The organism is Serratia sp. GW822-FHT06D09, from assembly GCF_058799515.1.
Genome location: NZ_JBXALO010000001.1, coordinates 243358 through 256648, shown reverse-complemented (window position 1 = coordinate 256648; position 13291 = coordinate 243358). Strand labels below are relative to the sequence as shown.

Genomic DNA, 13291 nt, shown 5'->3' with positions numbered 1-13291 from the left:
CAACGCAGAAGGATGCAGTCCTGCATCACCTTTTGCAATTTCTCGTCTCTCTGGGACGGGGCAGTGAAAAATCAGAGGTACCAGTGTCAACAGCAAACAACAACAGCGAACAACCTGAAAGCGTGAGTCTTAACGCCTTCAAACAACCCAAGGCGTTTTACCTGATCTTCTCTATCGAGCTGTGGGAACGTTTTGGCTATTACGGCCTGCAAGGCATCATGGCGGTTTATCTGGTCAAAATGCTTGGCCTGAGCGAAGCCGACTCGATTACCCTGTTCTCTTCCTTCAGCGCACTGGTGTACGGCTTTGTCGCCATCGGTGGCTGGCTCGGAGATAAAGTGCTGGGCTCCAAGCGCGTGATCGTGCTGGGCGCGCTGGTGCTGGCCGTCGGCTATGCCATGGTGGCCTACTCCGGCCATGAAATCTTCTGGGTGTACCTGGGTATGGCGACCATCGCCGTGGGTAGCGGCCTGTTCAAGGCTAACCCATCCTCCCTGCTGTCAACCTGCTATGAGAAAGACGATCCGCGTTTGGACGGTGCATTCACCATGTACTATATGTCCGTCAATATCGGTTCTTTCCTTTCCATGTTGGCCACACCGTGGCTGGCGGCGAAATACGGTTGGAGCGTCGCGTTCTCACTGAGCGTGGTGGGCATGCTGATCACCCTAGTCAACTTTATGGTGTGCCACAAGTGGGTTAAACAGCACGGTTCCAAGCCTGACTTCAAACCTCTGCAGGTGAAAAAGCTGCTGATGGTCCTGGTGGGCGTAGTCGCTCTGGTAGCCATTTCCAGCTGGTTGCTGCACAACCAGGTGATTGCCCGCTGGGCACTGGCGATTATCTCCATCGGTATCGTGATTGTGTTCGCCAAAGAAACCTTTGCGCTGCACGGTGCCGCGCGCCGCAAGATGATCGTCGCCTTCCTGTTGATGCTGGAAGCGGTCGTCTTCTTTGTGCTCTACAGCCAGATGCCAACCTCGCTGAACTTCTTCGCTATCCACAACGTGGAACACAGCATCCTCGGTATTGGTTTCGAACCCGAGCAATATCAGGCGCTGAACCCGTTCTGGATCATGCTGGCCAGCCCTATTCTGGCGGCGCTGTATAACAAGATGGGTGACCGTCTGCCGATGCCGCACAAGTTCGCTTTCGGTATGATCCTGTGTTCCGGTGCCTTCCTGGTGCTGCCGTGGGGTGCCAGCTTTGCCAACGAACAGGGTATCGTTTCGGTTAACTGGCTGATCCTGAGCTACGCGCTGCAGAGTATCGGCGAGCTGATGATCTCCGGTCTGGGCCTGGCTATGGTGGCGCAACTGGTACCACAACGCCTGATGGGCTTTATCATGGGTTCCTGGTTCCTGACCACCGCCGCTGCCGCGCTGATTGCCGGTAAGGTCGCCGGTCTGACCGCCGTGCCTAGCAACGTTAACGACGCGCACGCTTCGCTGGCTATCTACAGCCACGTGTTTATGCAAATCGGTATCGCTACTGCCGTGATCGCCATCCTGATGATGCTGACCGCGCCGAAGCTGTACCGCATGACGCTGGACACCGCTGAAGATACCAACAAGAAAGCACAGGCGGCCGCTGCGGCCAACTGATCGCCGGCGAGTTTTTCATCGCAATAAAAAGCCGGGGCAATCATTTGCCCCGGCTTTTTTTATCTCTCGTCCTGCGAGATTCAGACCTTCGGTTTAGCGCTCAGGTTAGTCCACATGAACTCGCTGACCAACGCACCGTGGAACGCGGCCTGTTGTTTGTCTGCCGCCGCACTGTGCCCACCCTCGGTATTCTCATAGAAATAGGCCTGCTGGTAGCCCATCTGCTGCATCCGCGCCGCCATTTTACGCGCGTGCGACGGGTTGACCCGGTCATCACTGGTGGCGGTGTAAAACAGCACCGGCGGATAAGGTACATCGGCTTTGATGTTGTGATACGGCGAGAACGTCTTGATGTACGCCCACTCTTCCGCTTTGCTCGGGTCGCCGTATTCGGCAATCCATGAAGCCCCGGCGGAAAGCTGGGTATAACGTTGCATATCCAGCAACGGCACTTCACAGACGATGCAACCGAACAGCTGCGGGTACAGCGTCAGCATGTTGCCTACCAGTAAGCCGCCGTTGCTGCCGCCACGGGCTCCCAGATGTTGTGACGATGTCACTTTTCGTGCAATCAGATCCTCCGCCACTGCGGCAAAGTCCTCATAGGCACGATGACGGTTTTGCTTAAGCGCCGCCTGGTGCCAGGCTGGACCATACTCACCACCGCCGCGAATATTGGCCACGACGTACACCCCGCCACGCTCCAGCCAGGCCGGCGCCTTGGCTCCCATGTAACCCGGCGTGAGCGACACCTCAAACCCGCCATAACCGTACAGCAGCGTAGGGTTGCTGCCGTCCAGCTTGATGTCCTTGGCCGATATTTGGAAATACGGCACCCGCGTCCCGTCTTTTGACGTAGCAAAATGCTGGCTGACCTGATAACCACTGGCGTCAAAATCCTGCGGCCCTTGCTTAAGCAGTTCCGGCTCCCCGCCGTCCAGATTGCCCATGTACAAAGAGGTCGGCTGCAGGAAGCCGCTGAGAGTCAGGAAGTAATCGTTGGTCTCTTCATCAATGCCGCCGGCGGACAGGGTGCTGATTGCCCCCGGTTTGCCCAGCGGCTTGCGCTGCCAGCCATTCTCTTTCGGCGTCAGCACTTCCAACCGGTTTACCACGTTGTCCATGATGCTGAGGATCAGGTGATCGCGCGTGGCGCTGTAGCCACTTAACGCCACCTGCGCGGTCGGGGTGAATAACACCGTAAATTCACGCTTGCCAGCCAGATAATCGTCAAAGTGGGTCGCCAATAATGCACCGGAAGGATAGCGCGTCTCCCCCACCTGCCAGTCGCTGCTCGGCTTAACCAACAGCCACTCGCGGTGGGTGCTGAACTCGGCGTCGGCGGGAATATCAATTTTGATTTTCTGATCTTGTGCGGTCAGCAGATAGGTTTCGCGGCGATAGAAATCCAGGCTGCGGCCCACGTAGTTTCGCTCAAAGCCTGGCGTATGGTCATGATAGGCATACACCACCATATCCTGCGGTTGCGCTTCATACAGCGTTTGAGCCGCGCTCAACGGCGTGCCGCGCCGCCAGCGTTTGGCAATGCGCGCATAACCTGATTGAGTCATGGATCCCGCGCCAAAATCCGTGGCGACAAACAGCGTATCCTTATCAATCCACGAGGCCTGACTTTTCGCCACCGGCAGCGCAAAGCCGTCTTTAACAAACTGCTTGGTCACCAGATCGAATTCACGGATTTCGGTGGCGTCACCGCCGTCCGGCGACAGCTCCAGCAGGCAATAACGGTATTCGGGAGCCAGCGACTGCGAGCCATGGAACACCCAATCTTTGCCTTCGGCCTTGCCCAACGCGTCTATATCCAGCACCGTTTCCCAATTCGGTTGATCCTTGCGATATTCCTGCAAGGTGGTCCGTCGCCACAGGCCGCGTGGATTGGTTTGATCCTGCCAAAAGTTGTAATAGTACTCACCCCGTTTGGTGACCCACGGAATTTGGCTCTCTTTATTCAGAATGGCCAGCACCTGCTTTTCCACCTGACGAAAACCTTCGCCCTGTGCAAAACGCGCGGTGGTGCGTTGGTTTTCCTGCTTGATCCATGCCTGTGCGGCTTTGCCCAGCAGCTCTTCCAGCCACAAGAATTGGTCGGCGGCGCTGGTGCCCCCTTCTGCCGCCATCGCCAGGCGGATACTGTTGGGTAATGAAGTCATCGCGAATACGGCTCCTGCGGTTTGTGCGCTGAGTTTAATAAACTGGCGTCGGTTGGTGACTGGCAAGTTCAATCTCCCTTTGAAAGTTAATAAGACTCATTTTCAACAAGGTAGGCGTTTGGCGGCGCAGAGTCAAAGCCTGCGCCCACGCCGTTGAATCAAAATTTAGGGTAATGGATCAGATCGTGAATGCGTACTGTCTGTTGGCTGGCATTGCGGTAAGCATGTGGCCGATCGGCCTGAAAGCGCATCGCCTCGCCGCTGCTCAGGTGATACCACTGCCCGTCGACGGCCAGCTCCAGCTCGCCGCTGATGACAATCACATGCTCGATCACCCCCGGCTCATGTGCAGAAGACTCGCTGAGCGCCCCTGGAGCCAGATCGATGACAAACATGTCGAACCCCAGTTGGCGATCGAAAGGAAACAACGGGACGACACGCATATCGGCGTTGTATTGATTAAACACTGGCGCATCGCCATAGCGGTGCAGCGTGGCCTGCTGTTGCAGCGGTGAAATCTCGAGAAACGCAGAGAACGCCACGTTAAACCCGGTCGCAATTTTCCACAGCGTTGCCACCGTTGGGCTGGATTCTCCGCGTTCGATCTGCCCCAGCATGGCCTTGCTGACGCCGGTATTTTCCGCCGCCTGATTCAGGCTCCAACCGCGCTGCACGCGCAAAGAACGAAGCGTTTGTGCCAGATGACCGGATAATTCCTGCATGTTTTTCTCCCTTGCTTTTCGGCTGATTATAGCCCCTTGTACGTTATAACGCACGGTGCTATGCTGCCGCTTCACTGTGCGTTATAACGCACGACCGTTGCCGGAGTCAGCCATGCGCCCAGCCCTCTCTTTGCGTCATCTGTCCCTGCCCGCCGTGATGGCCGGGTTCGTTGCGGTATTGGTCGGTTACACCAGTTCTGCCGCCATTATCTTTCAGGCGGCCGCGGCCGCCGGTGCGACACCAATGCAGATTGGCGGCTGGCTGACCATGTTGGGGCTGGGGATGGGCATCACCTCCCTGGGACTGTCCCTGTATTACCGCACGCCGATCCTGACCGCCTGGTCGACGCCCGGCGCCGCGCTGCTGGTCACCAGTCTGCCAGGAACCCCACTCAACGAAGCGATTGGCGTTTTCATCTTTGCCTCCGGGCTGATCCTGCTGTGCGGCGTGACCGGGCTGTTTGCCCGGTTGATGGATTACATCCCTCAGGCAATTTCGGCGGCGATGCTGGCGGGGATCCTGCTGCGCTTTGGCCTGGATGCCTTCGCTTCGCTACAGGTGAATTTCGTACTCAGTGCCGGGATGGGGCTGGTGTACTTGATAACTCGCCGTTATCTGGCCCGCTACGCGATTGTCCTGACCTTGTTGACCGGCCTGGCGATTGCGGCGCTGCAGGGTAACATCCATCTTGCGCAGCAACCGTTGGCGTTCGCCATGCCGGAGTTTATTGCGCCACACTTTAGTGCGTCTACGCTGTTAGGGATTGGCGTGCCTTTCTTCGTGGTCACTATGGCGTCACAAAATGCCCCCGGCATCGCCACCCTCAAGGCCGCCGGCTACAGCGTCCCCACCTCGCCGTTGATTAGCTGGACGGCGCTGACCGCACTGTTGCTGGCGCCGTTCGGCGGGTTTTCGGTTTGTATCGCCGCTATTACCGCCGCGATCTGCATGGGGCCTGACGTGCATCCGAATCCGCAGCGCCGCTATATGGCCGCCGCTGCCGCCGGGGTATTTTACCTGCTGGCCGGTGCCTTCGGCGGCGTTATCGGCATGTTGTTCAGCGCATTGCCCGCCGCCTTGATCCACACCATTGCCGGGCTGGCGCTGCTGGGCACCATTGCCGGGAGTCTGCAACGCGCATTGCAAGATGAAAAGCAACGTGATGCCGCGCTGATCGCTTTCCTGATCACCGCGTCCGGCGTGACGCTGCTCGGCGTCGGCTCGGCATTTTGGGGGATTATTGGGGGGGCCATCGCTCATATCATCCTTTCACTGCCACACCGCGCGAACCGCAGCGAGAATTAAGTCCGCAGGTTGAAAGGTGCTTTAGTCCCTCCGTCAATGTTCCCCCTTTAGCGATCTTCTGCTTAACTGATGGGGAACCATCGACGGTTTTACTATTGCCATCGTCAATCACTAAGTGACATTGTCACGAGGATGTTTATGAATGAGCATGCCACGCTGTTAGCCCAGCGTCTGATCCGTAATTTCGACCAGGTCGAGAAATCACACGACAGCCGTCCACCGCTGTATGACAGCATCGGCGCCCGTTTGGGCACCGGTACCGCAGCCAAAAAACTGGGGGCTTCTATCGACGTGGTAGCCCCGGGCATGCGTTCATGCCCTTATCACTTCCACTATGCGCAGGAGGAGATGTTCATCGTGCTGGAGGGGACCGGCACCTTACGGGTTGCCGGGGAGCGGCTGCCGATCAAAAGCGGGGACGTTATTTTCATTCCGCCGGGCCCGGAATACCCGCATCAGATCATCAACACGTCGGATGCGCCGCTGAAATATCTGTCTGTCAGCACCCGCGAGCAGCCCGAACTGGTGGAATATCCTGACTCAGGCAAATTTCAGGCGATGGCCGTGGACCAAAATGGTGAAACGGTACGCTATTTACAGCGCCCTTCAGCGTCGCTCGATTATTGGGAGGATGAACCCTGAATCCCCTTCCGGTAACGACAGGCCCAGTGCGAGCGCCGCCTGCTCGGCGACACGGAAATCGATATCCGCCGCTTCGCCGTCCTCCATGAACCAGGCGGCGGACAGCCCTGCCCAGGCAAGGATCCACTGCAGCAGACGCTGGCGCTCCAGCCCGGCCAGTTGACAGATCTGCACGACTCGCCGCTGAAAAATGTCTGGGTCAGTAGCAATACCGTAGTTGGGGTTGCAGAAGATGTTGGCGTAGTCGAAGGCGCGTTCGCCATAAAGGCGTTTAGGGTCGATCACCAGCCAGCCACGCTCACCGAAATCCAGCACGTTGTCATGGTGTATATCTCCGTGCAACACGGTCTGTTCACGCGGGCTGGTCAGCAATTCTGCGGCCACCCTGGCGCTGAGGCGCAGCATGCCACCGTGTGCCTGCGCCGCCGGCCACAGTGAGTTAAACCATTGGTGCAAAGGAATGAGTTCCGGTAAGGGTTCGGCACGTGGTGCATGCAGGCGGGCAACGACCTGGCAAAGAATTTCCGTCGCCTGACGATCGTCGCCATCGCGCACCATTTGCGGCAACGAGCGGCTGCCTTGCGCACGCTCCAGCAAGATCCCATCCTCATGCCAGGCCAGCACCCGCGCAGCACCTTCGCCCTGCCACCAGCACATCAATAAACCGCCGAATTTTTCTTCCTGTTCGCGGGCTATTTTCAACATGGCGGCGGCCCCCCGATAGCGAACGGGCATCAGCAGGCTGCTGTGAGTTTCAAACGCCTGGCCGTCGGGCTGTAGCTGCCAGCGTTGCATGTAAGGAATTAAGGCCGAATTCATTACCCTGAAACGTCCTTCACAGTTATAAATGAATGGTAGTGATATTATTAAAAATCAATACATCTCAGCGTACTTCCGATGTTCATCGCACTATCCTAACCAAGTTTGTTTACTTTTTTAATTAATCTCTCGGGGTTTTTACCATGACATCATTAAAGCGCATTAATTATCCGCATCTGCCTACGCCAGGGGGGCCTTATGTCCATGCCGTACGCCACGGGGATACGCTGTATGTTTCCGGCCTGACGGCATTTGCCACCGAGGCTCAGGGGCAAACGACCCAGCAACAGACACAGGCGGTTCTGGAGCAACTGGCAACCATCGCCGCCACAGAGGGTACGAATCTCAAAGCGCTGATTAAAATAACCGTGTTTCTAACCGATATCGGCGATTTACCGGCCATCCGGCCGGTGCTGTTTGACTATTGCGACGGCGCGCTTCCGGCCTGCTCACTGGTCGCGGTCAGCGCCTTGTTCTCGCCACAGGTCAGCGTTGAGATCGAAGCCGTTCTGGCGCTGTGAACGTAAGGTGCCCGTAGGCATCGCGTGCGTTACCCTTTGCCGCCATTGGGACTATTCTGCTAATTTACAGCTAGGAACTTTATTACCGCCGAGACGTTAATGCAGCAAAAGCCGGTTATGCACGAAGCCAGACAATTAAAGCGCCTCAACGCCGCCACGCGTCGGCAATCCCACATGTATAAGTGGATTGCCTTTATCGCGGCGCTGGACGCCATACTGGTATTTTTTTATGACCGGGATATGCGCAACATTACCTTTTCAGGCGCCGTTGCGCTGGTGTGCGGATATTTGTGGATCCGCGATCGCAACAAAGCGCGCGGTTATCGGCGGGAGTACGATCGCAAATTTGGCAAGCACAGCGGCCTTTAGTCCTGCATTGCTTCCAGCACTTTTGCGCTGTCGACGATTTGCACGAACTTAACGATTTTTCCCGCGCGCAGCTGGTAAATATGCGCAAAGGATGCGGTGAAGGACTTTCCGGTGGCCGCGTAGGTGCCATGGTAGAAACCCTGCGCAATCACGGTTTCGCCGGCATCATAGAAGTGGTCGACATCGGCGCGATAGCCCTGCCATTCCGTCCCCAAACGCTGGTGAACATTTTTGAATATCGCCTGCGGGCCGATATAGGTGCCGGCATAAGGAAACCCCGCCGCTTCGGTCCACTCGGCATCTGGCGCCAGCGCTGCCAGCAGGTTGCGGCCATTCTCTTCGGCACTGCCGCCCTCATAGGTGGTGCGTACAATTTCAAGATTCGTAGGCATGATCTTTCTCCGGTGGCGTCTGCAGTATATTCCGGCCATACCCCGCAGACACAGGTTTACACCAAGCGGAGATGACCGGAATGGCGTCATTGTAAGTTGCTTATTCCGGTATAAAAACCGCGATTGCGGCAATAGTCTGTTGCATTGTAGTAAACAATTAGAACATTGCGCTGTCATTACCGCCGCATCAAAGGGGGTTATGATTGAGGTTTTCCGCCCACAAGGAACAAAACACGTGCATTCTTCACCACTGACGCAAGCCTTACTACAGCCTTTCGCCCCCCATCAGGAACTGGCTCAGACGTTGTTGCCGCTGACGCTCGATTCCGATGATGGCTCTCATGACGTGGCACATCTGCATCGCGTGTGGAAAAACACCCGCAAAATCAGCCAACAAGAAGGCGGCAACCGTCGCATCCTGTGTGCGGCTGTGCTGTTGCATGACTGTGTGGCAGTGGAAAAAAACTCGCCACAGCGCCATCTGGCTTCGCGCATGGCGGCAGAGAAAGGCGCCCTGATGCTCAAACAGCTGGGCTGGGAGCCGCAGGACATTGCCGAAACCGCCCATGCCATCGAGGCCCACAGCTTCTCCGCAGCCATTACCCCGGAGAGCCTGGAGGCAAAAATCATTCAGGACGCAGACCGTCTGGACGCTATCGGCATGATTGGCGTAGCGCGGTGTTTCTATATTGGTGGACGCATGCGCAGCGCGCTGTACGATGCCGCCGATCCGCTGGCGGAACAGCGCCAATATGACGACAAGCGTTTTTCCCTGGATCACTTCGAAACCAAGTTATTCAAACTGCAGGAAGGTTTCCAAACCGCCACCGGCAAGAAAATGGCGCTGGAACGTACCGAACGCATGCGGCGTTTCCTCAGCGAACTGCTGGAAGAGATGTAACGCGCCAGCGCCCTGCAAACTGGCATTTCCGTTACGGCAGCAGCATCTTCACACCGCTAATTGCTGTACACTGGATGCCAACTTCACTGACCAGGCTGCAAAAATGAAAAAACTGACGCTGAAAGACATGACGGAAAGCGAGCAACGTGAAGTAAAAACCGAGTTGGACAAGGCACGTAAAAGCCTCGGGCGCGCCTTGACCAATGGCGAGAATAACAAGATCAAGGATGAGGTGGTGGCTCGCATCACTGCCGCCCGCGAGAAAATTGAAAAAGCCACCCGGGCCGAACGCAAAGCCAATCGCGTTCAACCCACCGGGGAAACGTTCAGTTGGTCGGCTTCGATCAACGGCGCACGCCGTCCCCGCTAATCAATTTCGCCCCGCCAAGGCGGGGTTTTCCTTTTCCCGGCTTATTAGCCAAACTCATCAGCGCGGTTTAATCATGAATAACCGTGTTATCAACCTGTTGCAAATTGACAGCATCATGCAGAATATTCATTATCATCGCATTACCCCTTTTCAAGAGACCGCCATGACTCACCTCAACCACAATGACGCTGCGCAAATATCGGCATTGCCGCTTGAAGGTTTGGTGGCAGTTTACTCGAAGAAACAGACGCTCATTTGATCGGGGCGCGCTGTCCCGTCAGATGAGCTGACTGGGCGGTGTACGACTCGTTTCCCCTCTTGTTATCTCATCTGGCTTCTTATTGTTCGCATTGAAGGAAATTACTATGGCCTCATTTTCCGGTATCTGGGTTGCGCTGGTGACCCCATTTAATCACAACGCCGTTGACCTGCCCGCCACCCAACGGCTGGCCCAACACCTGATCGCCTCTGGCGTCGATGGGTTGGTGGTTTGCGGTACTACCGGTGAGGCTGCCGCGTTAAGCAAGGAAGAACAGCTGGCGGTGCTCGATGCCGTGCTGGCCGTGACGCCAGCCCATCAGGTGGTGATGGGGCTGGCCGGCAATAACCTGATCGACACATTGCAAATGCAACAGGCGATCCAGCTGCGCGACGTCGCCGGCGTGCTGATCCCCGCGCCCTACTACATTCGCCCGTCGCAATGCGGTCTGGTGGACTATTTCACCCAGTTGGCCGACGCCTCAAGCGTGCCGGTGATCCTGTACAACATTCCGCAACGCACCGGCGTGGTGATGGAGCTGGCAACCCTGCGCCAGATTGCACGCCATCCGCAGGTGAAAGCCATCAAGGACTGCGGTGGTAATCCGGACACCACCATGGCGCTGATTATCGACGGTGAAATCGACGTACTGACCGGGGAAGATAACCTGATCCTGACGACGCTGTGCCTGGGCGGCACCGGGGCGATTTCTGCTTCCGCGCATATTCAGCCGCAGCGTTTTGTGCAATTGGTGCAGCAGGTCGCCGACGGCGATTTGGTTGCCGCCCGCGCTAACTTCTATGGCCTGCTGCCAATGATCCAGCAGATGTTCAGCTTCCCGAACCCGGCCCCGGTCAAAGCCGCCTTGGCGCAGCAGGGTCTGATCCGTAACGAGCTGCGTTCGCCCATGCAAATCGCGCCGCAGGCATTGCAACAGCAAATTGCCGTCACCCTGGCGCAGTTACAGCCCGAAGCCGCGTTGATAAGTTAAATTTGTCGTTTAACCCGCTGTAATTTTGGCGTTATAGAGCTAGGATCAGAAGTTAAGCATGCCTGTCACTCATCATTATCAAGGAGCTTTCGATGAAACTGTTCTATAAAGCCGGTGCCTGTTCTCTGTCTCCACACATTGTACTGCGTGAGGCGGGCCTGGATTTCACGGCGGAAAAGGTCGATCTGGCGCTGAAGAAAACGGAAAGCGGTGCCGACTATCTGACCATCAACCCGAAAGGACAAGTGCCTGCGCTGCTGTTGGATGACGGCAGTCTGCTGACCGAAGGCGTCGCGATTGTGCAATACCTGGCCGATCGCGTGCCGGATCGCGGTCTGATCCCCGCAGCGGGCACGCTGTCGCGCTACCATGCGATTGAGTGGCTTAACTATATTGCCACCGAACTGCACAAGGGTTTCAGCCCGCTGTTTAACCCGAAAACGCCTGAAGAATACAAAGCCTTCACGCGGGAAAAACTGGAGAAGCAGTTCAGCTATCTGGATTCGGTGCTGGCGAAGCAGCATTTCTTGCTGGGGAACCGGTTTGGCGTGGCGGATGCCTATTTGTTTACCGTTCTGCGCTGGGCTATCGCCATGCAGTTTGATCTCAAAAAGCACGCCAACTTATCGGCCTATTTTGATCGCGTGGCCGCACGGCCGGCAGTAGATGCCACCTTGAACGCGGAAGGATTGAAATAATTTCCTGGCCCCGGCGCGGTAATCCGCCGGGGCACAGCGTCAGCTTAATTACAGCTTTACCGCTTTAAAATCACAGTCTGGCTGGACGATACGATCCTGAGCCGCCACCACCTGTAGTTCGTACTGTCCCATTGCCTGAGTTGTCAGCATCACTTCATAAACCGCCGCCGTCACGTGCTCCAGCGCCTTATCAAGCGCCTCGCCCTTAAGCAGATTAACCAGCAACAGGCCGCTGGTCAGATCGCCCACGCCTACCGGTTGGCGACTGCCAAAATCCACCAGCGGACGGCTGATGTGCCAGGCTTCATCCGCCGTGACCAACAGCATTTCGAAACAGTCCGGATGGTAGCCGGCGCGGCTCAGGTGCTTGACCAGCACCACTTTCGGCCCCTTGGCAATTAGCTCACGCGCAGCGCTTACCGCTTGATCAACATTCGCGACGGTGCGCTGACTCAACAACTCCAGCTCCAGCAGGTTTGGCGCAATCATGTCGCTGCACGGCAATGCCTGCTGACAATGAAACTCCGCCACGCCCGGTGCCACGATGCAGCCTTTTTCAGGGTGACCCATGACCGGATCGCAAAAATACCAGGCGTGCGGATTGGCCTGTTTGACCTGACGCACGATCTCAAGAATATGGCTACCCTGCTCCGGCGAACCGATATAACCGCTCAGCACGGCATCGCAATGCTTGAGTTGATCGATATCCGCAATACCCTGGGCAATTTCCGTCAGGTGGCTGGCCGGCATCACACAACCGGTCCACTTGCCGTACTGGGTGTGATTGGAGAACTGGACGGTGTTCAACGACCAGACGTTAACACCCATGCGGCGCATCGGAAATTCTGCCGCACTGTTGCCCGCGTGGCCAAACACCACATGAGACTGTATAGAAAGAATGTTTTTCATTGGAAGGACCTGACCTCGCCATACCGTGTGCATCTGCCCGCGGCGAAATAGAATGGATGAATAACGTACAAACGTTATGCCGGCGCGTCTAAAAACAAGAAACTGAAGGACTTTTTTTATTTTTTGGCGGCGTCATATTATAGCGAAAGCCCAGCAGCAAAAAAATAGAATAACCAGAACATCATTACGATGGACTGTTCTCCAGCCAAAAGGTGAAGTACATGTATAAAAATACCAATGGTGTTTGCCGGTCTCACCCTGGAATGTCGAACGCTGAAAGATATCATCGAAAAAAAATTTAAAACCATCGCTAAAACGTTAGCCTGTCCGTTATCTGACCGTGCAGTTTACGAAGAGTATACGCCAGGCATGTAGGGCGCTATCGCTGAGTAGTAACCATGATTGTCAACCGATACGCGACGTGAAGAACCGTGATCCAGACGCTGACAGAGCGATTCGGGGTTATTCGCCTCTAGCGCTGAATTAGCATAATCCCCTCCCCAAGCGTGCGGCTGCAGCAACGGGCCCGCACACTTCGTAAAACCAGAATTTCCTTACTGACAAGTATGTTGTGTTTTAAGGATTTTCGACTGTACTTAAAGCTTCATTTCATCTCA

The 13291-nt window shown here is 56.1% G+C and carries 15 protein-coding genes and 1 pseudogene; 11 read left to right on the top strand and 5 right to left on the bottom strand.

Annotated elements, in window-relative coordinates:
- Positions 1 to 83 precede the first annotated feature (83 nt).
- Positions 84 to 1604, top strand: a complete 1521-nt coding sequence (dtpA, locus tag AC1RKG_RS01230; RefSeq protein WP_046373676.1) for a dipeptide/tripeptide permease DtpA — start codon at positions 84 to 86, stop codon at positions 1602 to 1604.
- A gap of 80 nt (positions 1605 to 1684) precedes the next feature.
- Here the strand turns inward: dtpA and AC1RKG_RS01225 are convergent, their stop codons facing one another.
- Positions 1685 to 3775 carry a prolyl oligopeptidase family serine peptidase gene (locus AC1RKG_RS01225; protein WP_493181740.1) on the bottom strand — a complete coding sequence of 697 codons (2091 nt, stop codon included), beginning with the start codon at positions 3773 to 3775 and terminating at the stop codon, positions 1685 to 1687.
- 158 nt (positions 3776 to 3933) lie between these two features.
- Positions 3934 to 4497 carry a helix-turn-helix domain-containing protein gene (locus AC1RKG_RS01220; RefSeq protein WP_020826707.1) on the bottom strand — a complete coding sequence of 188 codons (564 nt, stop codon included), beginning with the start codon at positions 4495 to 4497 and terminating at the stop codon, positions 3934 to 3936.
- A gap of 112 nt (positions 4498 to 4609) precedes the next feature.
- Here AC1RKG_RS01220 and AC1RKG_RS01215 point away from each other — a divergent pair, with 112 nt between their 5' ends.
- Together AC1RKG_RS01215 and AC1RKG_RS01210 are read left to right on the top strand one after the other, a co-directional pair.
- Positions 4610 to 5803 carry a benzoate/H(+) symporter BenE family transporter gene (locus AC1RKG_RS01215; protein ID WP_122079156.1) on the top strand — a complete coding sequence of 398 codons (1194 nt, stop codon included), beginning with the start codon at positions 4610 to 4612 and terminating at the stop codon, positions 5801 to 5803.
- 138 nt (positions 5804 to 5941) lie between these two features.
- Complete coding sequence (locus AC1RKG_RS01210) at positions 5942 to 6445, top strand: cupin domain-containing protein (protein ID WP_493181737.1); 504 nt, start codon at positions 5942 to 5944, stop codon at positions 6443 to 6445.
- Here AC1RKG_RS01210 and AC1RKG_RS01205 read toward each other — a convergent pair.
- Positions 6410 to 7264, bottom strand: coding sequence for an aminoglycoside phosphotransferase family protein (locus AC1RKG_RS01205; protein WP_115058930.1), 855 nt, complete (start codon positions 7262 to 7264; stop codon positions 6410 to 6412). The genes AC1RKG_RS01210 and AC1RKG_RS01205 overlap by 36 nt on opposite strands.
- Before the next feature lie 143 nt (positions 7265 to 7407).
- Here AC1RKG_RS01205 and AC1RKG_RS01200 point away from each other — a divergent pair, with 143 nt between their 5' ends.
- A complete protein-coding gene (locus AC1RKG_RS01200) occupies positions 7408 to 7785 on the top strand; it encodes a RidA family protein (protein WP_046373680.1) in 378 nt (125 codons plus the stop codon).
- A gap of 99 nt (positions 7786 to 7884) precedes the next feature.
- A complete protein-coding gene (locus AC1RKG_RS01195; RefSeq protein ID WP_044550680.1) occupies positions 7885 to 8154 on the top strand; it encodes a hypothetical protein in 270 nt (89 codons plus the stop codon).
- On the opposite strand, the gene AC1RKG_RS01190 is transcribed toward AC1RKG_RS01195, so the two are convergent.
- Positions 8151 to 8546, bottom strand: a complete 396-nt coding sequence (locus tag AC1RKG_RS01190; protein ID WP_493181735.1) for a nuclear transport factor 2 family protein — start codon at positions 8544 to 8546, stop codon at positions 8151 to 8153. The genes AC1RKG_RS01195 and AC1RKG_RS01190 overlap by 4 nt on opposite strands.
- Positions 8547 to 8781: 235 nt before the next feature.
- Between AC1RKG_RS01190 and AC1RKG_RS01185 the strand changes: the two genes are divergently transcribed.
- The 5 genes from AC1RKG_RS01185 to gstA all read left to right on the top strand — a co-directional run bounded on the left by AC1RKG_RS01185 (position 8782) and on the right by gstA (position 11765).
- Positions 8782 to 9447, top strand: coding sequence for an HD domain-containing protein (locus tag AC1RKG_RS01185; RefSeq protein ID WP_493181733.1), 666 nt, complete (start codon positions 8782 to 8784; stop codon positions 9445 to 9447).
- A gap of 103 nt (positions 9448 to 9550) precedes the next feature.
- Positions 9551 to 9817, top strand: coding sequence for a YjbD family protein (locus AC1RKG_RS01180; RefSeq protein ID WP_020826699.1), 267 nt, complete (start codon positions 9551 to 9553; stop codon positions 9815 to 9817).
- A 73-nt stretch (positions 9818 to 9890) separates the two neighbouring features.
- Positions 9891 to 10076, top strand: a complete 186-nt coding sequence (locus AC1RKG_RS01175) for a hypothetical protein (RefSeq protein WP_020826698.1) — start codon at positions 9891 to 9893, stop codon at positions 10074 to 10076.
- Positions 10077 to 10182: 106 nt separating this feature from the next.
- Positions 10183 to 11067, top strand: a complete 885-nt coding sequence (gene dapA / locus AC1RKG_RS01170; RefSeq protein WP_187962807.1) for a 4-hydroxy-tetrahydrodipicolinate synthase — start codon at positions 10183 to 10185, stop codon at positions 11065 to 11067.
- 92 nt (positions 11068 to 11159) lie between these two features.
- On the top strand, positions 11160 to 11765 hold the full coding sequence (gene gstA / locus AC1RKG_RS01165) for a glutathione transferase GstA (RefSeq protein ID WP_493181730.1): 606 nt from the start codon (positions 11160 to 11162) through the stop codon (positions 11763 to 11765).
- Positions 11766 to 11813: 48 nt separating this feature from the next.
- Here the strand turns inward: gstA and pdxY are convergent, their stop codons facing one another.
- Entirely contained in the window at positions 11814 to 12674 is an 861-nt protein-coding gene (gene pdxY / locus AC1RKG_RS01160; RefSeq protein WP_046373686.1) for a pyridoxal kinase PdxY, read from the bottom strand.
- A 243-nt stretch (positions 12675 to 12917) separates the two neighbouring features.
- Between pdxY and AC1RKG_RS01155 the strand changes: the two are divergent.
- A pseudogene (locus tag AC1RKG_RS01155) lies at positions 12918 to 13065 on the top strand (IS3 family transposase); the annotation flags it as partial.
- Positions 13066 to 13291: the final 226 nt, after the last annotated feature.

Excerpts from the sequence above, each read along its gene's own strand:
- AC1RKG_RS01225 (WP_493181740.1), bottom strand. The coding sequence starts at position 3,775 with ATGACTTCATTACCCAACAGTATCCGCCTGGCGATGGCGGCAGAAGGG.
- AC1RKG_RS01220 (WP_020826707.1), bottom strand. The coding sequence starts at position 4,497 with ATGCAGGAATTATCCGGTCATCTGGCACAAACGCTTCGTTCTTTGCGC.
- AC1RKG_RS01215 (WP_122079156.1), top strand. The coding sequence starts at position 4,610 with ATGCGCCCAGCCCTCTCTTTGCGTCATCTGTCCCTGCCCGCCGTGATG.
- AC1RKG_RS01210 (WP_493181737.1), top strand. The coding sequence starts at position 5,942 with ATGAATGAGCATGCCACGCTGTTAGCCCAGCGTCTGATCCGTAATTTC.
- AC1RKG_RS01205 (WP_115058930.1), bottom strand. The coding sequence starts at position 7,264 with ATGAATTCGGCCTTAATTCCTTACATGCAACGCTGGCAGCTACAGCCC.
- AC1RKG_RS01200 (WP_046373680.1), top strand. The coding sequence starts at position 7,408 with ATGACATCATTAAAGCGCATTAATTATCCGCATCTGCCTACGCCAGGG.
- AC1RKG_RS01195 (WP_044550680.1), top strand. The coding sequence starts at position 7,885 with ATGCAGCAAAAGCCGGTTATGCACGAAGCCAGACAATTAAAGCGCCTC.
- AC1RKG_RS01190 (WP_493181735.1), bottom strand. The coding sequence starts at position 8,546 with ATGCCTACGAATCTTGAAATTGTACGCACCACCTATGAGGGCGGCAGT.
- AC1RKG_RS01180 (WP_020826699.1), top strand. The coding sequence starts at position 9,551 with ATGAAAAAACTGACGCTGAAAGACATGACGGAAAGCGAGCAACGTGAA.
- AC1RKG_RS01175 (WP_020826698.1), top strand. The coding sequence starts at position 9,891 with ATGAATAACCGTGTTATCAACCTGTTGCAAATTGACAGCATCATGCAG.
- dapA (WP_187962807.1), top strand. The coding sequence starts at position 10,183 with ATGGCCTCATTTTCCGGTATCTGGGTTGCGCTGGTGACCCCATTTAAT.
- gstA (WP_493181730.1), top strand. The coding sequence starts at position 11,160 with ATGAAACTGTTCTATAAAGCCGGTGCCTGTTCTCTGTCTCCACACATT.
- pdxY (WP_046373686.1), bottom strand. The coding sequence starts at position 12,674 with ATGAAAAACATTCTTTCTATACAGTCTCATGTGGTGTTTGGCCACGCG.